The organism is Peribacillus sp. Bi96 (assembly GCF_918698115.1).
Lineage (GTDB): Bacteria > Bacillota > Bacilli > Bacillales > DSM-1321 > Peribacillus.
The window spans coordinates 1-22,622 of record NZ_CAKKLV010000034.1 but is presented as its reverse complement, the minus strand read 5'-3'; the positions used below and the strand labels follow the sequence as shown (position 1 = coordinate 22,622).

The following is a 22,622-nucleotide window of genomic DNA, read 5'->3' as shown; positions in this document are numbered from 1 at the left end:
CATAGTATTAGGAGGACCCATTTATCTATAAATGATAATATTGCATTAAAAACCGATGATAAGGAGGAATATATGTTTACTAGAACAGAAAGCTTCCGCCAATACGCCACTTCCTATCGGGCCGTAACTGTGCTCATTTTCATTATGATGATTGTTTTCGTTCTCGTGCTTTTCCCCATATTTCCCGGCAATGTACTTTTTTATTATGGCACAGGTGTAAATTTATACATCGCTGATGGACAATGGTGGCGCCTGGTCACCCCCATCTTTCTACATAGCACGTTTACACATTTACTGTTTAATGGATTCTCACTTGCCATCTTTGGTCCAACCTTAGAAAAATTTCTTGGATCCGTTAAATTTTCGATCTTCTTTTTATCGACCGGAATCCTTGCGAATATCGCGACATTCTTATTTCTTCCACTGACATATAACCATGTAGGAGCTAGCGGTGCAATTTTTGGTTTACTCGGTTTCTTTCTTTACCTTGTCCTGTTTAATAAAAGTAATTTTACCAACAACGAAAGAAATACGGTCTATACACTGACCGGCATTGCCATCATCATGACCTTCATCCAACCTCAAATCAACGTCGTCAGTCATTTGGCTGGTCTTGCAACCGGCGTTTTAACAGCCCCATTATATTGGAGAAAAAAATGGTAGGACAAACAGCCGACTCTTTCCATTCAATCATTGGGAGTCGGCTGCTTTTTTGGGTAAATACCATGATTTAATTATTAGGCAATCTTCCTCTTCCACATCCACAACCCTGCCGACCCGGGAGGTGACTCCAGATTTAATCGAAGCTGAAATCGTAGCCAATTCTTTACGGTTCTGAAACCAGCTCTTTTTATATGTGATTGATTGAATCCTGCTTCTCTGCATGATCAAAGTTTGTTTAGAGAAAAAACAACTGCTTAATAGCAACAAATCCCCTTCTATACTCCACCCTGCATCTCTATATCTCATGTAAGCCCAAAAGCCTGCCAACGGCACAAGCAACAGGGAAAGAAAGCCCCAAGGTTTGAAAAACCAAACCGAGACACCGATGATCGGGACAATGTAAAGAATCCCACGAGAAACGTATCTGGAAAAAGCACGCCTAGGTAATGAATTCATCTTCGTGCTTGTTTGATAAACCGGTAAAATTTCCTGGATTTTCCCATGTAAATATTTCTTCTTGATCAAGGGGAACAGCATGATGGATAGGCTTTCTTTATCTTCCATACTTCCACCCGCATATTCAAGATAAACCGTCGCCAAGCCCATTGGCTTCCGAACGAAATTCTCCATGATCCGAATACCCTGTATTTTATGGATGGGTATAGTCAGCTGTCTCTTCTCAAGAAGCCCTCTGGAAATAATGAGTTCCTCATCCGTTTTTAAAACGGTAAATGAAGCATATTTAATGACCATACTTAATGTGGCCAGTACATAAACCACCAACAAGCCCAATATAGCAAACACAGTAAGAATAACGGTTCCCATCCCAATAAAATCTTCATAATCCTTAAAAATACGATTAAAAGGAATGATCTCATCAAACTGAGATATAAAAGCGATTCCGCCGGATAAAAAAACACCTACAGCACCTGAAGTGGCAGCCATAACGAATAATTGCGGTAATGTCTGCTTAAAAACAGAGGACGAATTAGCCAATTCTTCGTTTCCAGCACCTGCATCTATCTCTTTTTCAAGAAGGCCATTCGTTTTTTTGTTTTTTTCCTCGCTTATAAAAGTATTGATTCGCTCGGCTTCACTTTTTCTTATTGCTGATAATACAGCATCGGCCTGCGCACCGCCTGCCGTTTCAATATTCAACTTCACCAGCCTGAATAGTCGCTGGATGATGCCCTCTGAAATATCTATACTATGGATCCGATCGAACTTTATATACCGCTTCTTCCTTACGAATACTCCGGACTCAATTCTAAATTCGCCGTCCTCCATCCGATATGTAAAGCGTAACCATTGAATGAATGCATGAACAATAAGAAAAAGTACAATAATGGCAATGACTAACGGTTGAATCCATCCTGGAATGCCTTCATTCTTCCCAGGAATAACGATTACTAATAAAAAAGGGATAACTAACTCCTTGATCGATTTAATAATATTGAGCAAAACAGCTATGGGGTGGAGCCTTTTAGGTTCAGACATCTTCTTCCTCCACACTCGCCATTCTAGAAATATAGTGCCGCAATTCATCTGCCTCTGCAAGGTCCAGTGCAGGTATCACATGCATGGTTGCTGCAGTGGAAATCTCAACGGATGCTAAATCATATTTTCTTAATAAAGGTCCTTGCTTCGTTTCAACATGCTGAACCCTAATCATAGGTATGAGTGTTCTTCTAATGACGAAAATACCACTTTGGATATCAATTTCCGTATTCCTTACTTCGTAACGCCATCTTTTCCATTTTACAGAAGGCATCAGAAAGATGGTCAAGTAGGCTTGAATTATCGAAATGATGATCAACGCTCCAAAAAACCAATATGTCCAATCAAAAATGATTGTTAGCACCAGTATGGCGATGCTTATAATCCATGTTATGGAACAGCCTATAAGTCCACTGATTTTCCATACGGTCAAGGCCTTATTCGATATACGATTTTCAGGTACCATGAGGTTCTCCTCTTCTGCATAGGTATATATTTGAATGAATGTCCATCATCCATCCTTCGCTTTCATCCATTATACTATAACTAAATGCCAGGAATTAACCCACTTTTCATACAATCTCATATACGGTTCATTCAATAACCGCCTAATCATATGGAAACCAATTCAATATGATTAGGCATATAAAAAATGCCGCTCAAATGAGCGGCATCTCTAATTTTAATTAAATTTTATTTGACTTTTCTCTTTTTTGGCTTGTGCTACGGTTTCCGTAACCATTCGATTTACGGTTCGTGCTTGGGCGTTTACTTGAACTGCTACCGTAATCTTTTCTGCCTGAAGAACTGCGGCCGTTGCGCTGTCTGTTATTAGAAGAACCACTGCCTCCGCGATTGCGGCGCATTGGAGATGGAGACTCTTCCGTTAACTTGATTGGCGTTTGATCCGGTTCTTTTGTCATTGTTTTAAGCATGGCTGCAACTAAATCCGCTGCGCTATGTTTTTGTAATAATTCTTCCGCTTGACCAAGGTATAATGATAAATCATCATTCTCGATTGAGGAAAGGATTTTTTCAGTTACTGCCTTTTGTTGACCTTCCAACGCTTCAGTTAATGTAGGAGTTTTAAGTTTCTCCATACGTTTTTTCGTTGTATGTTCAACCGCATGCAGTTGGCCTCTTTCTCTTGGTGTTACAAACGTAATCGCAATACCATGCTTACCCGCACGTCCTGTACGCCCAATACGGTGAACGTAGCTTTCTGGATCTTGAGGGATATCAAAGTTGTATACGTGTGTAACGCCGGAAATATCAAGACCACGTGCAGCAACATCAGTAGCAACAAGTACATCTATGCTGCCGTCTTTAAACTTTTTCAATACGGAAAGACGTTTTGCCTGGCTAAGGTCACCATGTATACCTTCAGCCATGTAACCGCGGATATTCAATGCAGAAGCCAATTCATCAACACGGCGTTTCGTACGTCCGAAGACAATGGCAAGGTCCGGTGTTTGAATATCAAAAAGGCGTGCCAGTGTATCGAATTTTTCACTTTCTTTAAGTTCCAAGTAATATTGTTCGATACGATCGACTGTCATTTCTTTTGCTTTTACACGCACAAGAACTGGTTCATGCATGAATCTTTCAGCAATTTTACGGATCGGATCAGGCATTGTTGCTGAGAAAAGCAATGTTTGTCTTTCATCAGGAACAGTTGAAAGGATTGATTCGATATCCTCAATGAATCCCATGTTAAGCATTTCATCCGCTTCATCAAGAACTACGGTGTGAACTGTGCCCAATTTAATATTTTTACGTTTGATATGGTCTAGAAGACGACCAGGTGTACCAACGATAATATGTGGTTTTTTCTTTAAAGCCCGGATTTGACGATCGATATCTTGTCCACCATAAACCGCTAGTACACGAGCGCGTTTTCCGTAACCAAGTTTGAAAAGTTCCTCAGAAACTTGAATGGCAAGCTCACGTGTAGGTGCAATAACGATTCCTTGCACGTTTTCGTTATTAATATCAATGTTTTCCATCAATGGAATACCGAATGCTGCTGTTTTACCTGTTCCTGTTTGCGCTTGACCGATGATATCTTTACCTTCAAGTGCTAGAGGTATCGTTTGGGCTTGAATCGGGCTTGCTTCTTCAAATCCCATTTTTTCTATTGATTTCATAGACGTTCTATCTAATCCTAATTCGCTAAACAATGTCAATGTTTTCGTACTCCTTTTTATATCGTAAATTTACACGTGCATTCAATAATCATGCACAGATGTTTAGTTCAAATCCTCATCATCATGACGGATGTTCTACTTTATCTCTTATGAAAAAGTTTATCATTATCACCTAAAAGTATGTCTGCCTTTTAGTTCAAATGAACTCAATATGATTTTTTAAAAAGGAAATATACCAGTACGGGCATTCACTGGCATTTTTAGCTTCGCGCACGTGTAGACTTATTTTTAACATACGCTCATCTTTTTAAAAGTACATGTAACCAAAATTAAATTCAATATGGAAAATTAAAAGTAGCATAAACGGGTGTTTCACCGTTTTATTCAGGTGAGGGCTGCTGCACATTATTCAACAGACTTAAAAAGCTGTATGAACAAAACTTGACGAGAGCCAAGACTCTTATACAAAACAGGCCCGGTGCGTTGAGGATTTGCAGAAGTGGAAAAGCGCTTAAATGCGGCTTGATTCCCTAATAGCTACTAAAGCCGCCAAGAGATGCAGCTTTTATATATGACCAGACGCGCGGCCTATTTAATCTAAAATAATCTCAAGAATGAACTCATGAAACATGTAAGAACATGCGATTTTATTGCCTCAACCTGATTAATTGAATTAATCATCAATGATAAGACATTTAAACTCATACTCATATTACCATTTTCAAACTGTTTTTGCAATAAAGGATATGACCCCATTCATGGTTACTAAAAACATTAGGTCGATTCTAAAATGCGAACTGCATGGGAATCCACTGCGCTGCTACGGTTCGGCAAGGAAGAAAGCAAGTTCATTTTAATCCAAAATGTGTAACTTTATTGAAGGACGAAAAGATTCAGATTGATTTCAGCTTTCCCTTTAGAGAAGCAAAGTCCTGATCCAACAAAAGGTTTACCCTAGTTACTTTATCCAATTTTAAATAAATCGATTCTTTCTTGGTGCAGCCTAATAGATGTAAATGTTAAATGAATTTTCTAAACGAACATCTTATATATACATGATATGTGTCTTAATCAAATAGTTTCACAATCCTTTTCCAAGAATGATTTGTTGCCATATTTATGCCGAATTCCTTCTATCATCCCATAGATACAAAAGGTCTTTATCCCCAATCACCTTTATATATCCAGGCATTTAAGATCATCAAAAGTTTGAAAAATCAATTTATTCAAGAAAAAAAGGTAGTAAATCGTTCTAAATGCAGTATGATTGACCTATCAACAAAACACTAAGGGGGGTTGTATGAATATTTACACAATCGATATCCCTATATGTAGGGAGTTTAGTTTGCTGTTAGGGCAAACGAACAAACATGTCATCTTTTTGGAGGATCCACTCAATCAAAGCCATCTCTTCCAGGATTCAACGGACTTAATGCAATCCTTATTCATTTTACCTTTACACATATCAAAAGATTCTTGGAAACAAACCGCTTTGTTCGCCTTAGCTGAATCTTATGAAATCCCTATCTTATTTATTTACAAACGAACTAACGATATGAAGAATCCTCCTGCATTACCCAAAAGAACCTTTTATGAAACAATTGCGGTCCCAGCCGATCCAGTAGAGGTCAGAATTAAATTAAAATCACTCCAAAACATCAGCATGCAACTGTTCACAGCAAAAATGAATGGGCAAGAACTTGAAAAGATCAGCAAGAAATCAGCAAGGAGTCTGCGAATTGCAAAAAGCTTTCAACGTTCAGGTTTACCGATGCCGATCAAAAAAAAAGATATAGAAGTCAAGGGTCTTTCTCAGCCATCTAGTGAACTGTCAGGGGATTTATTTTACTGGACGGAGATCGATGACGGGAAATACAGTTTCATCATGATCGACGTGTGTGGAAAAGGCATTCATACTGCACTTATAAACATGTCCATACGTACTTTGATGCCCGAGCTTATCAAACGGGTAAAGGATCCAATTTTCATAACAAAGGAACTCAACAAGCATATGGGGGATTTTTTCCAAGGAATGCAAAGGGAAAATACAACCATCCCTTGCTTTACAGCCTTCATAGCAAACGTGAATACAAAGGATAGACTCATCGAATATGTGAATTGCGGACATCCTCCAGCCTTTATGTATTCCCCTTGCACCAATCGGTTCCTCAATTTGAATGAGGGAGCTATCCCCATAGGACTCTTTCCTGAAATGTCCATAAAAAAAATAGTATTGCATTATGAGCCAGGGAGCCGTTTCATCATCTATACAGATGGTCTTTCTAAAACGCCCAGCCCCTCAGTCGCAGACCGATCTGAAAGTATCGAGATGGAATTTATCGATAATGTCCACCTTGATACACATGACCTTCTGCAGAAGTTATTGGTTTCAAGGATGAGACATTCGGAGATTAATGATGATATAAGCATTATTGCAGGTACACTTTTTTAAGTACATGAAAAAGGCCGATTCAATAAGATTCGGCCTTTTTCATTCTTTTTTACTTTTGTAAGGCTTGAACGACTTCCTCCAGCTTCATGCCCCTAGAAGCTTTTACAAGAATGATGTCATTTGCCTGTGTAGACGTCTTCAGTTCATCTATCAGCTCCTGCTTATCTTGAAAAGAACGCACATTCTCCGATGGAAACGTTTTGCTCGCTCCCTTGGCAATAAACTCGGCTAATGGCCCATACGTGAAGACCTTATCAATACGATCACCAGAAATCAATTCACCAATTTTCAAATGAAAGTCATTTTCCTGCGATCCTAACTCTAACATATCTCCTAGCACAAGTATCTTATTCTCAAAACCGGATAACCCCTCAATCAATTCGACAGCAGCCTTAACGGAGGTTGGACTGGCATTATATGCATCATTGATGATTTTCTGCCCTTTTGCACCTTCGACCAATTCCATCCTCATATTAGTTAACTGAATGGTTGATAAACCATCATGGATCGCTGAATCAACCACATGGAATTCTTTAGCTGCCAATATAGCTGCCAATGCATTAAGAACATTATGATGGCCTAATACGGGTATCTCATAGTTTATTTCCTTTTCACCACATGTGATTGTAAATGTGGTACTGTCCGACCCCTGGGTGATGGTCTGTGGAAATAAATCATTTTGTTCTGTACGTCCAAAAGATATGACGTTTAATTCAGGGAAGTCCGTTTTTATCCGATTCCTAAGCAATGGCTCATCGCCATGATATATCAGCGTTCCATCTTTCGCTAAACCTTCAACAATTTCCAGCTTTGCATTGGCAATTTCCTCACGTGATCCCAAATCCAATAAGTGTGATTCACCAATATTGGTTATGATGGCCACATCCGGTTTTGCAATCTTGGATAAAAACTCGATTTCACCGCGGCTGCTCATTCCCATTTCCAAAACAGCTGCTTCGGTATCCTCATCCATGGAAAGCACCGTGAGTGGTAAGCCTAAATGATTGTTGAAGTTCCCATTGGTTTTATGAACCTTATACGTAGTGGCCAGAAGGGCAGCCGTCATATCCTTCGTCGTTGTTTTACCGTTGCTGCCTGTTATTCCAATGACTTTTATATTCAACTGCTGACGATAAGAACGCGCTAATTGCTGCAGTGCATTTTCAGTATTTTCGACAATGATTATCGGTAAACCGTCAGGTGGATTGGGAACATCGCGTTGCCAAAGCGAAGCCGCCGCTCCTTGCGCTAAAGCTTGCTTGACATACTGATGGCCATCAACCTGCCCACCCTTAAGTGGAATGAATAAACATCCTTCCTTTACCTTCCTTGAATCGATGGTAACACCATGAATTCCTTTGGACAGGAATGGAGTGATATCATTCAATCCATCTGTCATTTCATGTACTTGTTTTAACGTTCTCTTTATCATTTTGTTCCTCCTACATTCATTAAACCGTTAACCACTCTCTCCTACCCATTAACCAAATGAAGCAGAAACCAGTTTAAATCGCACCGGCTCCTGCTGATTGGAATCCACCAAAACATTTTTGGTGGATTGTGAAGTTTACTGAGACATTACCTGCATGATCAAACTGTATATTTGATTTGTTGTTTTTCTTGATGACGTTCCAAGGCAAGCTTCACGAGTTTTTCAATTAACGCTGGATAGTCAACATCTGTGTGCTTCCACAATAACGGAAACATGCTGAAAGGAGTAAACCCAGGCATTGTATTCACTTCATTAATATAGATTTGGCCCTCATTCGTTAGGAAGAAATCAGCGCGAACCAATCCCGAGCAATCTAATGACTTGAAGGCAGTAATGGCCATTTCAGATAAAGCTGCATACTCGCTTTCCTTTATCTCCGCTGGAATGACCATCGCTGAATTACCGTCAACATATTTTGCTGAATAATCATAGAACGCGAAATCTTTCTGAGGGATGATTTCGCCTGCCACTGAACAAGACGGGTCATCATTACCAAGAATGCCAAACTCGAGCTCACGAGCTACGACCCCTTCTTCAATGATGATCTTCCGATCGAATTGAAAAGCTTCCGCTACCGCTTTTTCCAGCTCATCAGCATCATTACATTTGCTGATACCGACACTCGAGCCTAAATTAGCAGGTTTGACAAAACATGGGTACCCAATATCATCCGCTACCTTTTTTATGGCACTTTCAGTATTTTTCTCCCATTCAGAACGAATGAACCAAGTGTATTTGACTTGAGGAAGTCCTGCCTGGGCAAAAATGTTTTTCATGATAACCTTATCCATTCCAGCTGATGAAGCTAAAACGCCATTGCCTACATAAGGGAGATTCAATAGTTCCAGCATCCCTTGTACGGTTCCATCTTCTCCATTTGGTCCGTGAAGCAACGGGAAAATTACGTCATACCCTGTTGATTCACTATTTTCATCAGTTGAATGTGCTTGCAAGGCAAGAGGCGAGCTCGATTTTTCCGGTGAAAATGTCAGAGCCTCTACACTCTCAGCAGGTCCTGTTAACTTCGGTCCATTAATCCATGAACCTTCTTTTGTTATGTAAATCGGATATATATCAAACTTTGCTAAATCGAGAGCTTTAATGACCGCTAAAGCTGTCTGCATAGAAACCTCATGCTCCGCAGATTTTCCACCATAAAGCAATCCAAGTTTAGTTTTCATGAGTTATTACCCTCCAATATTCTTTTAACCATGTTCATTGTATCATTTTACACTAAAACGGGAAAAGCGAAACTTCCATCATTGGTTCTTTTCCAATGATGGTTAGTTAAGCCATTCGGGCATTTACAGGCTGTTTTTTACCCATATTTTTAATTTGGATTTCCATTCGATACCCATAAACCTTCATTTCCACCGATACCCTACAGCCTGTTAATGCGGGGAAAAGCGAAACTTCCATCATTGGTTCTTTTCCAATGATTACTAACAGTGGTACACAGGATAAATTCGCCACGTCCTGTGGCAACTCCTGTGCTAGCATATCCTATGCGTCGAAGCCATTCGGGCATTTACAGGCTGTTTTTTACCCATATTTTTAATTTGGATTTCCATTCGATACCCATAAACCTTCATTTCCACCGATACCCTACAGCCTGTTAATGCGGGGAAAAGCGAAACTTCCATCATTGGTGCTTTTCCAATGATTACTAACAGTGGTACACAGGATAAATTCGCCACAATCCTGTGCATCCCCCTCTCTTATCTTTTATGCATGAGGTAGTAAGTCTTACACCTAAAAAAATTCAAGAATGGGAAATAGGCGAATCAATAAAGTCTTAAGATGGGAATAATCAGGAAAGTAATTTGTTTTTAATAACGCATTCCCATACTTTCTCTTTTCGATTGAAGGAAATGAAGACGTCCGGCTCCTTCAAATTTCTATCCGAAAAGTCTTCATGCATCTCATCCATGTTTAAATAATCTCCCACGACCCATGCCGGTATCTCAATCTTCGTTCTTGAGTACTTAACGTCCCGAAATGAAAAAATTAGCCCTTCTGCGAGAATGGGAGCCAAGGAAGCAATGATTTCTGCAGGAATGGCCGTCAATTCTTTTTTCTTTCTGATCCCAAGCCAAGTCCTCTCCACTTTTGACGGCTCAAGCTTTAGCGGAATTAGACTACCCAACATCATATAATATGTCGAAAGAGAACGAAAATATATTTTATTGAACCAGCCATCATCCTGTGCAAGATACACAAATTGATTATTCAATTTACGAAAAAATGGAGGCTCCAAATGAGTTTTCGTATGCCCTAAATATAAAAGTTCCGATAATTCCTTTCCATCCAATTCATCCAGCCCTTCCGCTTCTTCAAAATCAATCCAACAGAAATCTCCATATGCCCGGACATTTTCTTTAACCAGCTTAGCGATATCCTCAGATGAAGCGCTCTCAAGCAGAACATTCAAATTGTATTCCCCACCATCGAATTGATGTTTCAATAATAAGATGGAATCCAAGGTATATGGCAGTGAATAGGCAAATTCGCGAAAATTGAGTCCATTAAAAAGGACAAACCTTTCGGAAGCTTGCATATGCATATATAAAATATCATTGCTATCATTCTTCATAACCTGTTCCCCTCCGAGCTTTCAATCAATAATGTTATTTTATCAAACTTTTTGGATTTCAAGTAAGTTATGTAACCCAGAATTTTTATCCCGCATCGTGTGAATAAATGGAAAACCGAACTCTATACTCACCTTATAAGATAAGGAACAAGCTCGACAATTTCAAATATCCATATTATAGTAAAAATAAAGGTCTGGAGGAATTGACGATGGATAAAATTGAAAAAGGTTTTATCATTAATTCTTTTCATGAAGCAGCTTCCCTTTATGCTCAAGCAACAAAAAAGATAGGGCTTTGGCAATCGGAAAAATATGCATTCGAAAAATATTTATATCCGGATGATACGATCCTTGATATCGGATGCGGAACAGGAAGAACCACCTTCGCGCTGTATAAAAAAGGATTTCAAAAAATAACCGGATTTGATTTAACTCCTGCCATGCTTTCTGAAGCTGAAAAAATATCGCACGAAGATAACCTGGATATACCATTTATTCTTGGCGATGCAGCCAACCTCCCTTTCAACAACTCATCTTTCGATAAAGCAATCTTCGCCTTTAATGGTTTTATGCAAATCCCCCAGCGAAAAAACCGTACTTTAGCTTTAAAAGAAATCAACCGTATTTTAAAACCTGAAGGCATCTTCATTTTCACTACACACGACCGTGATAAAAATGAAAATTACCTGAACTTCTGGGAGCAAGAGGAAATTATTTGGTGTGAAGGTAAACAAGATGAGAGGCTTTATGAATTCGGGGATATTTTCACACCTGGAAAAATACTTCAGAATGATACTTATCTTCATATCCCAAACCAACTTGAAGTACTTGATTGTCTTGAAGAAGCAGGATTTACAGTCATCGAGAGCTTTTACCGAAGTGAATTATTCCATGAAAGCGATGATGTCATCAATTTCTCATCGGATTGCCGCTTTTGGATCGTTCAAAAATAAACATTCGTTTTTCAAAATCAAAAAAATCCAGAGTGAGGATATCACTCTGGATTTTTGGATCAAGAAACTTGTTCTAGTTCTTCTTTGGAAGGAGGGTTGAATTGACCTTCCCATTTAGAGATGACGATTGCTGCAAGTGAATTACCGATAACGTTTACTACTGTACGTCCCATATCAAGAATACGGTCGATACCAGCGATAAATGCTAAACCTTCAATAGGAATACCGACAGTTCCCAATGTCGCTAAAAGAACTACGAAAGATACACCCGGTACACCGGCAATCCCTTTGGATGTGATCATTAATACTAGCATTAACGTGATTTGCTCATACGCGCTTAAATCAATTCCGTACATTTGAGCGATGAAAATAGCTGCTAACGCTTGATATAATGTAGAGCCATCAAGGTTAAAGGAGTATCCAGTCGGAATAACGAATGTTGCAATATGTTTCGGACATCCCGCTTTCTCCATTTTTTCCATGATTTTCGGAAGCACCGCTTCTGAACTTGCTGTGGAGAATGCAAGAATCAATTCCTCTTTAAGAAGCTTAATCAACGTAAAGATATTGAATCCTACAAACTTTGCAATAAGACCCAGAATAACAAGGACAAAGAATATCATTGTTCCGTATACAGAAAGCGCTAACTTACCTAATGGAATTAAAGATTCCAAACCGAATTTGGAGATGGTCACACCGATTAGTGCAAATACCCCGATAGGAGCGAATTTCATGACCATGTTAGTTAGGTAGAACATTCCTTCAGCTGTACCTTGGAAGAAACGGAATACCGGTTTACCCTTTTCACCGATAGCCGCAATACTAAGTCCAAACAATACTGAGAAGAAAATGATTGCTAACATATCTCCTTCTACCATAGCTTGTACTGGATTCGACGGCACAATGTGTACGAGTGTATCTACAAACGATTCATGCTGCTTAGTTTCTGCTGTATCAACATATGTGGAGATATCCGTTTGTTCCAGATTATCCATATTCACACCAGCACCAGGCTGGATGATATTCGCAGAAATCAGACCAACAGCAATCGCAATCATAGTTACCGCTACAAAGTATGATAGTGATTTAGCTCCTAATTTACCTACCGCTTTCAAATCACCTACACCGGCAACTGCAACGATAAGACTTGACACAATGATTGGCACAACAATCATTTTAATCATTCGCAGGAAAATGTCTCCGAATGGCTGTAAAAAGTTTTGGGCAGTCGCATTACCATAAAAAATGGCACCAACAATTATCCCTAAAATTAAACCAATGAAAATTTGGCTAGCTAAACTTAATTTGATTTTCTTCATATACTTTCCTCACCTTCCATAAAGTCTTTGATGCAAAAACATTTTGTCTCGGTAAGGGAAACAAGATCGTAATAGAAAGAAAGTAATTTTTCTTTTTTTGAAAAACTCTGTCTTTACGCCGAAAAAAAAGACACTTCATGTGTCGATTTCTTATTGGCGTGAATATTCACACATGTTCCCTTGAAGACGCTGACGAGGTTAGCTGTCGGGTTAGGATTGGAAACACAAAAAGCCCTTTCATTTCTGAATTCACCCCTAGCGGATAGGAATCCACAAAATTGGGTCCCCCGTTCTTGGAATAAGATTAAGCGAGTTAACTTATAATAAAATATTATACTAAAAATGTGATTCTGTAAATATTTATTCTCGTCCCTTGTTAGAAATAATCTTTAAACATGTCTGAATATTCTGCATTAACGACTATTATACCCGTAATTTTACATCCCAATTTTATTCATATGAAATTATATGGATATATAATTTATCACGAATTTGACATCCCCTCATTTGATGAAAAAAAGCTATTTTTCCAACATACCAAGTAACAGATATCTTACTTTTTCCCTTTTGGTGAATTTTTTATAAGATGCAGGTTTCACTTTTTCTAATTGAATGGGAGTAATAAAATGAGAATGGTTTTTCACTACCCCATTCGGTTCTATTAGAATGATTTCACCAACTGCCGGTCCCTTTATGATTTCTTGCTTTCCTTCTGCTTTAAGTCCTTTTGTAATATAGTGTTTATCCACAAAGCCTTTTTTAGTCAATTTATAGACATGTGGCTGTTTTTTTGGATGGACTGCTTCTTCTGGAATGGAGGGTACACCAGCTTTCTCATTGGTTATTACTGCAAGGTTGACCTTTGATCCAACCAACAAAGGTTCCGTTTCTTCACCCTCCGGTTCAATCATGGCCTGAAATGGAAATCTGCTTTCTTTTTTTAATGATGGCTCTTCTGTAGGATAAGAATGTATACGACCTATTGTTCCATTCAATGACTTTTTTAAATCAGGGGAACTTGCTTTTATAGTCATGCCCACTTCAGCCTTTTTCATTTCTTCTTCAGAGAAATCCCCTTCAATTGCCATATTTGTTGAAACAATGGATACAATGGGATTGTTCAGGTTTTTATTGATATTTTTAACAACACCATCTGCTTCACTGGCCGTCTCAACCGCGTTGGTTTGCTCCTCGATTGAGCTTAATTGAGCATCATACATTTTCACTTTTTCATTCAAGCTGCTTTTTTCTAGTTCTTGCTTGTACATTTCTTGCTCAATGTTACTTTTGATAAGATCTGTAGAACTTGTAGTTACATCAATATTCAAGTTCTTTTCTACCGAGTCATCGATGACCGCCTTATCAGGATTGCTGTTCAGGGTTCCTTGATAAGTCCTCAACTTCCCTATGTATTCATCAATTCCTGCAATCCCTCCTTCAGCAGCTGTTTTCTCCGCTTCTAAATTCGCTTTAAGCGCATCAAGTTCGGCTGTCGTATACTCGAATAACGGAGTGCCAGCCGCTACCTCATCTCCCTCTTTTACAAGAAATTTTTTAAAGTCGTTTTTCTTGGCATCGAAATAGATATCATACTCTTCTACAGGTTTAACTACCCCTTTTGTTTGGATGGTATCCCTAATTGTATCTTTTTTTACTTTAGTCCAGTTTTCCACGAAAACAGTTCGTTCCACTTTGCTTTCTTTCTGCTCAATAAGGTATAAGTTAACGGTTATTAATGTAATCGAAGCAACAGATACTGCCGCTATTTTCCATTTCGCCCTCATTCTTTTCACCCGCCTTATACAAATACGCCCACTTGGATATATGCTAAAAAGGCTTTAACAAACCACGTGGCCAAATAGAATAGAACAGTCATTGATAGGACCAAATATTTATTTCGTTCTGTAAATTCCTTTAAATAGAAATATTGCAGGACAATAATAAGAAATTGAAAAATGGTGATTTCGCTGAAAAAATGAATAAAGTAATCACTTCTTAGAAAATACTGACTGATGACACCCAACGAAAAAGGGTTAGCATCGTTTCCGATATCCATTAATACGAATAGAGGAAGCAGCAATATTTTCTCCAATAATTGCAAACCAAAAATGATCATTTGAACGATTACTAATTTTATGTATGGGATATCCGTAACAATCCAAAAGAATAGAGAAGATAAAAATATATATATAGAAGGATAAAATAGACCTGCTAAAATATTACCGCAAACTATCAGCAACTTTCCCGCTTCAAATTCATCAGCAGTCATCTTTGTGATTTCTTTGGAAAATGACTCAGAGCCAATGCCGAAATATCCTCCAATTGCAAAAACTATAACACTAAGAAAATATAATAATAGTAGTTTCCATCCAAGCCGTGTGACCGCTTCTGCATTTTGCAGCTGGTAACGACTCCTATGGGGCTCTAAAATGCCCTTTAACAATCTGACCTGGTACACCATATGTGTTCCTCCTGCAAAAAATGATATATCATTCTATATTTTATCTTATTTTGGAAGCAAATGCAGAAATAAGGAATGAATGAAACAAAAAAAACACATATCACTTACCTTAATATTTAATACTCTCTTCTCTAATTCGGCGTTAATACCGATAAATGATGACCGAGGACTTTAATCCGGGTAGGTGTTTGGCTATAGATCTCTCCATCCATATCTACATCAAGCGGCATATTAGTTTCAACGGTCAGAGTATCAGCCTGTAAATATGTCACCCCTGACTCCGATCTCAGTTTTTCAGTCCACGAACGTTTCATAGCTATTATTTCTAAAAATGCACTAAGGTTTGCTTTTTCTAAGATGGCAATGTCAAGCAGCCCATCGTCAGGACTAACCATGGGAAATGGCAATAAATTAGTACCAATATAACATCCATTCAAGACCAAAATCATGATTGCTTCACCTTCAATCATATTTCCATCATATTGGAGCTTAAAGGGAAACGGGTTATTATCTCCAATCGTCCTAACCGCACTTAATAAATATCCGATCTTTCCGAACTTATTTTTTTCCTGCTCATCAATATTGCTTGATGCGTCAGAAATAAGTCCAATACCCCAAAAATTCGAAAAATAGTCATCATCGGCCTGCCCTATGTCAATTGAACGAACCTTGCCATTTACAAGTGCTTCCGAGGCTTGACGAACATTTTGTGGAATCTTTAATGTCCTGGAGAAGTCATTGCACGTCCCTCCAGGTAAAACCCCAAACAGCGGCCTCTTTCCAAGTGGTGAAAGACCATTAACACACTCATGAACGGTTCCATCTCCTCCCAATACAAAAACAACATCCATGTCTTCCCCATATTCCGAGCAGAAACGACTTGCATCGCCTTTTTCCTTCGTTTGCAGAATAAGGAACTCATCAATATGAGGAGCTATAACCGGAAGACACTGCTCGAGATTTCTTTCGAGTTTATCATTCCCGGCTTTTTTATTGTAAATCAGCATTCCTTTTTTCCATCTCATGACGTAGCCTCCATATTCAAAGCAAGAATTGTCTTCTTTATAATTACCTTTTCCTAAAGGCTACCTGTTGAAACTCAATCTTATATTCGAAAATTCAGAATTAAAATTCCACAAAGTATCCACATAAAAAAGAGGCTATACGCCCCTTTCCGTAAAGCCTTCATAATTTCATCAAATAATCCTTCATCGTTAAGATAAGCTTTGAACAAAGGGGACTTCGTTTTTCATTTTTTTCCAAAAACAACAAAAGACTTTCCAGGATAATCGAATTTGGTTTAGCTTTAGGAAACTCTTCTTGAATCGCCTTTAAAGCTTCCGTATTTTTACTTGTTTCCATTCCCTCTTCTTTACGCGTTTCCACTTCCAACATCCTGCCGATGATCGAATTGATTTCCTCTTTAGGGCTCAATTCCCGCAAAGAGCATTCTGGTAATGGAAATTGCTTCAATAATGGATCTTCCTTGTTTTGCAGGCTTACGATAATCGAATCCATCCGGTTCAAGATGAAGTTAGGTAACAATTCCACTTCGTAGGCATCTTTTTTTCTGATTAACATTCCGATATATCCTTTGAAAAGGGAATCTAATATGATCGTGCTATCAGGCAATAGCTCAGCCGAGAGATCTGGATATAACTCAATGATTTTACGCTTGCACCAAATCAGGCCCTCTTCATGGATATAATGTAAAAAACTATCCAATTCTTTGCTGATATGAACCATTTGTTCCTGCATCAGCATTTGAATGAAGTTGGTATTTCCTGTCACATGCTCAATATGAACAGTGATTTGCCTTAAAAACTTGTCTTTACTTGATAAAGAATCATCAAGCTCCAGATCGAGCAAAGAGTCCGTCAACGCCTCATAAAAATTTTTAAAAATAGAGACGAGCAACTCTTCCTTCGATTTAAAGTAATTATAAAAAGATCCCTTTGCTATCCCGCACTTTTCAGCAATTTCCTGAACGGAAGTAGCATGATAGCCTTTCTCCGCGAAAAGTTCAACAGACTTATCTATAATCATTTTATGTTTTTCATTCATCAAATTCATCCTATCCAATAAATATTATCCACTTATGACCACTCAGTCATCTCATCCATATTGTATCCCAAAACCCTTGAAATCACAACGATAAAACTAACAGTTATTATCTATTGCAATCATAATACTTATACTATATATTTGAGTCTATGACCGACTAGTCACAATATAAGTATGGAGGGTAATAGTTTGAATTCTATAATTAAATTTTCTTTGAAAAATAAACTGGCAATCTGGCTGCTTACAATCATCATCGTTGCAGCGGGTTTATATTCTGGTTTAAACATGAAGCAAGAAACCATTCCCAATATCTCAACTCCTTTAATAAGCATTTCCACCGTATACCCTGGAGCTGCACCTGAAGAAGTAGCAGATAAACTCACAGAACAGATTGAACAGAAAGTCACAAATTTATCAGGAGTCGAATTAGTCAGTTCGTCTTCCATGGCCAATGTTTCTTCCATCCAATTACAATATAATTATGATACGGATATGGACGACGCTGTAAAAGAAGTGAAAGAAGCATTAGAGAAATTAGAACTACCTGATGGAGTGGATGACCCAAGCGTATCTAAATTGGAATTAAACGCTTTTCCAGTTGTCGCACTCAGTGTAACAGATAAGGATTCTGATTTGCCTGCCCTGACAAAAAACGTCGAAGAGGTGTTAGTACCTAAACTTGAAGGGATTGACGGTGTAACATCCGTTTCAATTTCCGGACAACAAGTAAATGAAGGCAGCCTTGTATTCAATGAAGATAAGATGGCGCAATACGGACTCGACGAAGAGACTGTGAAGAAGGTAATCCAAGCTGCTAACGTCAAAATGCCACTAGGCATATATAACTTTGAAGATAAAGAAAAAACGATCGTTGTTGATGGAAACATCTCCACATTAAAAGACCTGAAAAGTATTAAAATACCTTTAACGGGTGGTTCAAAAACAGAAACACCAACTCAAGGTGCACCTGATACAAATCAAGTATCTCCTGGACTGGCACCAAATACTGTCCAACCACAAAATGTTAAATTATCAGACATTGCCGAAGTTAAAATCACCGGTAAGGCTGAATCTATCTCAAGAACAAACGGCAGCGAATCGATCGGACTCCAGGTTACAAGATCGCCTGATGCCGATACGGTTGCAATCGTAGACGAAGTAAAAGAAGAAGTTTCGAATTTCAAAGAAGATTTCAAAGGCGTAAGCGTACATACTACGCTTGATCAAGCCAAACCGATTAAAGATTCTGTAGAAACGATGATCAGTAAGGCAATTTTCGGCTGTCTGTTTGCCGTCATTGTTATCATGCTTTTCCTAAGGAACTTTAAAACGACTCTAATTTCTGTCATTTCAATTCCATTATCTTTATTAGCAGCCCTTTTGGTGCTCAAACAATTGGACATCTCATTAAATGTCATGACACTAGGTGCAATGACAGTTGCCATTGGCCGAGTCGTTGATGACTCGATTGTCGTAATTGAAAATATCTATAGAAGAATGGCCTTAAAAGGCGAACAATTAAAAGGCGGCGAATTAATACGCTCTGCCACTAAGGAAATGTTCATCCCTATTCTATCATCAACAATCGTTACTGTAGCCGTTTACTTGCCTTTAGCGAGCGTTACGGGAGCAGTTGGGGAACTATTCATGCCATTCGCATTAACAATGGTGTTTGCCTTAGTTGCATCATTAATCATTGCCATCACTCTTGTTCCAGCCATGGCAGACTCTTTATTTAAAAATGGACTATCTGAAAAAGAATTAAAATCACATGAAGAAAAGCCAAGCAAACTATCTCTATTCTACCGAAAAGCGCTGGATTGGTCATTAAACCATAAGTTAATAACTTTTGGTACGGCCATTGTATTATTAGTCGGCAGCTTATTCCTAATTCCAAGTATCGGTGTCAGCTTCATGCCTGCAGATGAAGAAAAAACGATCATCGTTACTTACACTCCAGCACCAGGTGAACTAAAAGAGGATATTGAAAAACAAACCGAAAAAGTAGAAAAATATTTCATGGATAAAGATGATGTGGAGACCGTTCAATACACACTAGGGGAAAACATGATGTCCGGCATGATGGGCGGCTCGGGTAACTCGGCTCTCTTCTATGTAATCTATGATGAAGACACTGAAAACTTCGGGGACAAGAAAGAAAAGATCATAAAAGATTTAACTAGCCTTGATACACCCGGAACATGGAAACAACAAGAATTCACATCAACATCAAGTAATGAAACCACCCTTTATGTTTATGGAAATACACAAAAAGATATTGAACCGGTAATCGATGATATTCAGAATATCATGAAGAAAAACAAAGACTTAAAAGATGTTGATACGAGTCTTTCCGATGCGTATGAGCAATATACACTAGTGGCGGACCAGCAAAAGCTTAGTGATCTTGGACTAACAGCTGCACAAATTGGTATGTCCATTGCAAATTCGAACAAAGATGATGCTCTAACTACAATTAAGAAAGATGGAGAAGAAGTCAAAGTATATGTCGAGACAGAAGAAACGACATTTGAAGATAAAAAAGATCTTGAGAATACGAAGATCACCTCTCCAATGGGTATGGAAATACCATTAAAAGAGCTTGTGAAAATCGAAGAAGGAAAGACGTCCGACACAATAAGCCGTCGCGATGGGAAAATTTATGCCGACGTGTCTGCAACAATCAAATCGGATGATGTAGCAGCAGTAACAGCTAAGGTACAAAAGGAAGTTGATAAATTAGACCTTCCTGCAAGTGTTTCCGTTGACTATGGTGGAGTAACCGAAGACATTCAAGAATCATTCACTCAACTTGGCATCGCTATGTTAGCAGCAATTGCTATCGTGTACTTTGTCCTTGTCGTCACTTTCCATGGCGGTCTAGCACCAATCGCCATTCTATTCTCCTTACCATTTACGGTAATCGGGGCATTAGCAGGATTATTCATTGCAGGTGAGACCATCAGCGTGTCGGCTATGATGGGTGTCCTCATGCTTATTGGTATCGTTGTAACCAATGCCATCGTATTAGTGGACCGTGTAATCAAAAATGAAGACTCGGGCTTATCTACTCGTGAGGCATTACTGGAGGCAGGATCAACACGACTGCGTCCAATCTTGATGACCGCCCTTGCCACAGTCGGTGCTTTAATACCACTGGCCATCGGTGCAGAAGGCAGCGGATTAATTTCACAAGGTTTGGGAATAACAGTTATCGGAGGACTAGTGAGTTCTACACTGCTTACACTTGTCATAGTACCGGTAGTTTATGAAGTAATCATGAAAATAGGCAAAAAGAAGAAAAAAACAGCTAAATAAGAATGGAGGGCATCCCTATTATGGGATGCCCTCTCTCTTTTCTTGATCAAATGAATCGAAGCTTGCCTCATCAACTCATCCATATGAATGAGTATATAAGCTAAATACAGCCCATTTCAAGGCTTAACTACCTCCTGCTCCCCTAATGGCTTCATCTCTCAGCTTCCTTCTTAGACGGACCCCTATGGACTAAATTAGTTTGTTTATAGGAACAAAAAAAAGAAAGACTCCGTCTTCCTTTTTAGCTTCTATAGGTTAATGTTTAGTGAAAGTTTGATCTATCGCATTTTCAAGATCCAGCGATTTTTCTTTTAAATAACGCTTCGTTACGTTTAAATCTTTATGACCGGCAAGCTTTGATATTGTTTGTATATCTATTCCATTATCCACTAGCCTTTGGCAAAATGTATGACGCAATTTATGTGGGTGCACATTGTATTTTTTCAATATATATTGAACTGACCTCGGTGTAATCCTTTGATTATAACTTGAAATGAACAGCGGGTCTGCTTTTTCTTTTAAAGAATAAAGATAATTTTTCACATGTTGGATAGCCGATAATGTAAGGGGAACGTTCCTATCAATTTCACCTTTTGCGTTCCTGACAACAATATAATTTTTCTCTGTATCCATGATGACGTCCCGACCATTCAAGTCACATAATTCAGATACACGAATTCCAGTATGTAACAACAGGTATACGATGGCAATGTTCCTTAGATTTCCCTCTGCTTCTATATCTCTTAACAGGATTTCCTGCTCTTTTATACTTAAAGTTTCAGGCACCTCATGCTTCTGCTCTTTTATCTTACGTTCAACAGTAAGCATTATTTGTGGCGTACCCAAAAATTTAAAGAATACATTTAGAGCGATATAGTGTTTTTCAATTGTCCCTGGACTTTTCTTGCAATTTTCTAAATTGTCAAGATAGTCTTGAACATCTTCAGATTGGATTTCCAACAATATCTTTTGTGTCTGATCACAAAACTGTGAAAGAACACCAGTATAGGTTTTGATCGTATTATCTGATTTGCCTTGGTCTCTCAACCATTCAGCAAACGAAAAAATCATTTCTTCTTTAGCAGAGGTATCCATCGGCTATTCCCCCAATGACAGTTTCAGAACTAAGTTAAGTTTAACATATATCCCTAAAGAAACGAAGCAATCTGTCCATATGTCTTATACAGATATGATGATACATTTATAGTATGTCCTATCCTATACACTATCTTATACTACCTCTAACATTCTTTATATGAGTCTTATCGGTTTCTTCCTTTTAGTTGGTTTCAATCAAGAATTCAGAAGGAATCAAACGACAAAAAAAGACCAGCCGGATGGCTGATCTTTAAAATGGCTTGGCGGCGTCCTACTCTCACAGGGGGAAACCCCCAACTACCATCGGCGCTGAAGAGCTTAACTGCCGTGTTCGGAATGGGAACGGGTGTGACCTCTTCGCTATCGTCACCAAACATATCAGGAACGTTGTTCCTTCAAAACTAGATAATAAGAAGGTATTTCATTTTTCAAAAAGCGTTGGTTAAGTCCTCGATCTATTAGTATCAGTCAGCTCCACATGTCGCCACGCTTCCACCTCTGACCTATCAACCTGATCATCTTTCAGGGATCTTACTAGCTTGCGCCATGGGAAATCTCATCTTGA

18 protein-coding genes, 2 rRNA genes and 1 riboswitch are annotated in these 22,622 nt (G+C 38.6%); of the genes, 4 read left to right on the top strand and 16 right to left on the bottom strand.

Annotated elements, in window-relative coordinates; translation table 11 throughout:
• Positions 1-72: 72 nt before the first annotated feature.
• Positions 73-663, top strand: a complete 591-nt coding sequence (locus LQ203_RS25060; protein WP_230162397.1) for a rhomboid family intramembrane serine protease — start codon at positions 73-75, stop codon at positions 661-663.
• A 27-nt stretch (positions 664-690) separates the two neighbouring features.
• On the opposite strand, the gene LQ203_RS25055 is transcribed toward LQ203_RS25060, so the two are convergent.
• From LQ203_RS25055 to LQ203_RS25045, 3 genes are all read right to left on the bottom strand, one after another.
• Positions 691-2,160 carry a PH domain-containing protein gene (locus tag LQ203_RS25055; RefSeq protein ID WP_230162394.1) on the bottom strand — a complete coding sequence of 490 codons (1,470 nt, stop codon included), beginning with the start codon at positions 2,158-2,160 and terminating at the stop codon, positions 691-693.
• Positions 2,153-2,626 (bottom strand): PH domain-containing protein, encoded by a 474-nt coding sequence (locus LQ203_RS25050; RefSeq protein ID WP_230162392.1) that lies wholly within the window; start codon positions 2,624-2,626, stop codon positions 2,153-2,155. The genes LQ203_RS25055 and LQ203_RS25050 overlap by 8 nt, the downstream gene beginning before the upstream one ends.
• 220 nt (positions 2,627-2,846) lie before the next feature.
• Positions 2,847-4,346: a DEAD/DEAH box helicase gene (locus LQ203_RS25045; protein WP_230162390.1), complete on the bottom strand. Its 1,500-nt coding sequence runs from the start codon at positions 4,344-4,346 to the stop codon at positions 2,847-2,849.
• Between the two features lie 1,261 nt (positions 4,347-5,607).
• On the opposite strand from LQ203_RS25045, the gene LQ203_RS25040 reads away from it, so the two are divergent.
• Positions 5,608-6,759 carry a PP2C family protein-serine/threonine phosphatase gene (locus tag LQ203_RS25040; RefSeq protein ID WP_230162388.1) on the top strand — a complete coding sequence of 384 codons (1,152 nt, stop codon included), beginning with the start codon at positions 5,608-5,610 and terminating at the stop codon, positions 6,757-6,759.
• A 49-nt stretch (positions 6,760-6,808) separates the two neighbouring features.
• Here LQ203_RS25040 and murF read toward each other — a convergent pair whose 3' ends face one another.
• The 5 genes from murF to LQ203_RS25015 form a co-directional block, all read right to left on the bottom strand.
• Entirely contained in the window at positions 6,809-8,191 is a 1,383-nt protein-coding gene (murF, locus tag LQ203_RS25035; RefSeq protein ID WP_230162386.1) for a UDP-N-acetylmuramoyl-tripeptide--D-alanyl-D-alanine ligase, read from the bottom strand.
• Positions 8,192-8,349: 158 nt separating this feature from the next.
• Positions 8,350-9,432, bottom strand: a complete 1,083-nt coding sequence (locus LQ203_RS25030; protein ID WP_230162384.1) for a D-alanine--D-alanine ligase — start codon at positions 9,430-9,432, stop codon at positions 8,350-8,352.
• Between the two features lie 106 nt (positions 9,433-9,538).
• Entirely contained in the window at positions 9,539-9,724 is a 186-nt protein-coding gene (locus LQ203_RS25025; protein ID WP_230162382.1) for a hypothetical protein, read from the bottom strand.
• 20 nt (positions 9,725-9,744) lie between these two features.
• The gene (locus tag LQ203_RS25020) at positions 9,745-9,948 is read right to left on the bottom strand and encodes a hypothetical protein (protein ID WP_230162380.1); all 204 of its coding nucleotides are present in this window, start codon (positions 9,946-9,948) and stop codon (positions 9,745-9,747) included.
• Between the two features lie 113 nt (positions 9,949-10,061).
• A complete protein-coding gene (locus LQ203_RS25015; RefSeq protein WP_230162378.1) occupies positions 10,062-10,844 on the bottom strand; it encodes a hypothetical protein in 783 nt (260 codons plus the stop codon).
• 209 nt (positions 10,845-11,053) lie between these two features.
• Here LQ203_RS25015 and LQ203_RS25010 point away from each other — a divergent pair, with 209 nt between their 5' ends.
• Positions 11,054-11,797, top strand: a complete 744-nt coding sequence (locus LQ203_RS25010; protein WP_230162376.1) for a class I SAM-dependent methyltransferase — start codon at positions 11,054-11,056, stop codon at positions 11,795-11,797.
• A 59-nt stretch (positions 11,798-11,856) separates the two neighbouring features.
• On the opposite strand, the gene LQ203_RS25005 is transcribed toward LQ203_RS25010, so the two are convergent.
• From LQ203_RS25005 to LQ203_RS24985, 5 genes are all read right to left on the bottom strand, one after another.
• Positions 11,857-13,116: a cation:dicarboxylase symporter family transporter gene (locus LQ203_RS25005; protein WP_230162374.1), complete on the bottom strand. Its 1,260-nt coding sequence runs from the start codon at positions 13,114-13,116 to the stop codon at positions 11,857-11,859.
• A gap of 172 nt (positions 13,117-13,288) precedes the next feature.
• A riboswitch (cyclic di-AMP (ydaO/yuaA leader) is annotated at positions 13,289-13,437 on the bottom strand.
• 200 nt (positions 13,438-13,637) lie between these two features.
• Positions 13,638-14,900: an HlyD family efflux transporter periplasmic adaptor subunit gene (locus LQ203_RS25000; RefSeq protein ID WP_230162372.1), complete on the bottom strand. Its 1,263-nt coding sequence runs from the start codon at positions 14,898-14,900 to the stop codon at positions 13,638-13,640.
• 14 nt (positions 14,901-14,914) lie between these two features.
• On the bottom strand, positions 14,915-15,577 hold the full coding sequence (locus LQ203_RS24995) for a hypothetical protein (protein WP_230162370.1): 663 nt from the start codon (positions 15,575-15,577) through the stop codon (positions 14,915-14,917).
• Between the two features lie 131 nt (positions 15,578-15,708).
• Positions 15,709-16,602, bottom strand: a complete 894-nt coding sequence (locus LQ203_RS24990) for a YegS/Rv2252/BmrU family lipid kinase (RefSeq protein ID WP_230162368.1) — start codon at positions 16,600-16,602, stop codon at positions 15,709-15,711.
• A 160-nt stretch (positions 16,603-16,762) separates the two neighbouring features.
• A complete protein-coding gene (locus tag LQ203_RS24985; RefSeq protein ID WP_230162366.1) occupies positions 16,763-17,641 on the bottom strand; it encodes a TetR/AcrR family transcriptional regulator in 879 nt (292 codons plus the stop codon).
• A 189-nt stretch (positions 17,642-17,830) separates the two neighbouring features.
• Here LQ203_RS24985 and LQ203_RS24980 point away from each other — a divergent pair, with 189 nt between their 5' ends.
• On the top strand, positions 17,831-20,959 hold the full coding sequence (locus LQ203_RS24980) for an efflux RND transporter permease subunit (protein ID WP_230162364.1): 3,129 nt from the start codon (positions 17,831-17,833) through the stop codon (positions 20,957-20,959).
• A 255-nt stretch (positions 20,960-21,214) separates the two neighbouring features.
• Here the strand turns inward: LQ203_RS24980 and LQ203_RS24975 are convergent, their stop codons facing one another.
• The 3 genes from LQ203_RS24975 to LQ203_RS24965 form a co-directional block, all read right to left on the bottom strand.
• Positions 21,215-22,054, bottom strand: coding sequence for a tyrosine-type recombinase/integrase (locus LQ203_RS24975; protein WP_230162362.1), 840 nt, complete (start codon positions 22,052-22,054; stop codon positions 21,215-21,217).
• A 261-nt stretch (positions 22,055-22,315) separates the two neighbouring features.
• A 5S ribosomal RNA gene (gene rrf / locus LQ203_RS24970) occupies positions 22,316-22,431 on the bottom strand.
• A 64-nt stretch (positions 22,432-22,495) separates the two neighbouring features.
• A 23S ribosomal RNA gene (locus tag LQ203_RS24965) occupies positions 22,496-22,622 on the bottom strand; the annotation flags it as partial.

What these genes read in the sequence shown, in the direction of transcription:
- LQ203_RS25010 (WP_230162376.1), top strand. Translation starts at nt 11,054, where the DNA reads ATGGATAAAATTGAAAAAGGTTTTATCATTAATTCTTTTCATGAAGCA.
- LQ203_RS25005 (WP_230162374.1), bottom strand. Translation starts at nt 13,116, where the DNA reads ATGAAGAAAATCAAATTAAGTTTAGCTAGCCAAATTTTCATTGGTTTA.
- LQ203_RS25000 (WP_230162372.1), bottom strand. Translation starts at nt 14,900, where the DNA reads ATGAGGGCGAAATGGAAAATAGCGGCAGTATCTGTTGCTTCGATTACA.
- LQ203_RS24975 (WP_230162362.1), bottom strand. Translation starts at nt 22,054, where the DNA reads ATGGATACCTCTGCTAAAGAAGAAATGATTTTTTCGTTTGCTGAATGG.
- LQ203_RS25050 (WP_230162392.1), bottom strand. Translation starts at nt 2,626, where the DNA reads ATGGTACCTGAAAATCGTATATCGAATAAGGCCTTGACCGTATGGAAA.
- LQ203_RS25040 (WP_230162388.1), top strand. Translation starts at nt 5,608, where the DNA reads ATGAATATTTACACAATCGATATCCCTATATGTAGGGAGTTTAGTTTG.
- LQ203_RS25030 (WP_230162384.1), bottom strand. Translation starts at nt 9,432, where the DNA reads ATGAAAACTAAACTTGGATTGCTTTATGGTGGAAAATCTGCGGAGCAT.
- LQ203_RS24985 (WP_230162366.1), bottom strand. Translation starts at nt 17,641, where the DNA reads ATGAATGAAAAACATAAAATGATTATAGATAAGTCTGTTGAACTTTTC.
- murF (WP_230162386.1), bottom strand. Translation starts at nt 8,191, where the DNA reads ATGATAAAGAGAACGTTAAAACAAGTACATGAAATGACAGATGGATTG.
- LQ203_RS24995 (WP_230162370.1), bottom strand. Translation starts at nt 15,577, where the DNA reads ATGGTGTACCAGGTCAGATTGTTAAAGGGCATTTTAGAGCCCCATAGG.
- LQ203_RS24990 (WP_230162368.1), bottom strand. Translation starts at nt 16,602, where the DNA reads ATGAGATGGAAAAAAGGAATGCTGATTTACAATAAAAAAGCCGGGAAT.
- LQ203_RS25060 (WP_230162397.1), top strand. Translation starts at nt 73, where the DNA reads ATGTTTACTAGAACAGAAAGCTTCCGCCAATACGCCACTTCCTATCGG.
- LQ203_RS25015 (WP_230162378.1), bottom strand. Translation starts at nt 10,844, where the DNA reads ATGAAGAATGATAGCAATGATATTTTATATATGCATATGCAAGCTTCC.
- LQ203_RS25055 (WP_230162394.1), bottom strand. Translation starts at nt 2,160, where the DNA reads ATGTCTGAACCTAAAAGGCTCCACCCCATAGCTGTTTTGCTCAATATT.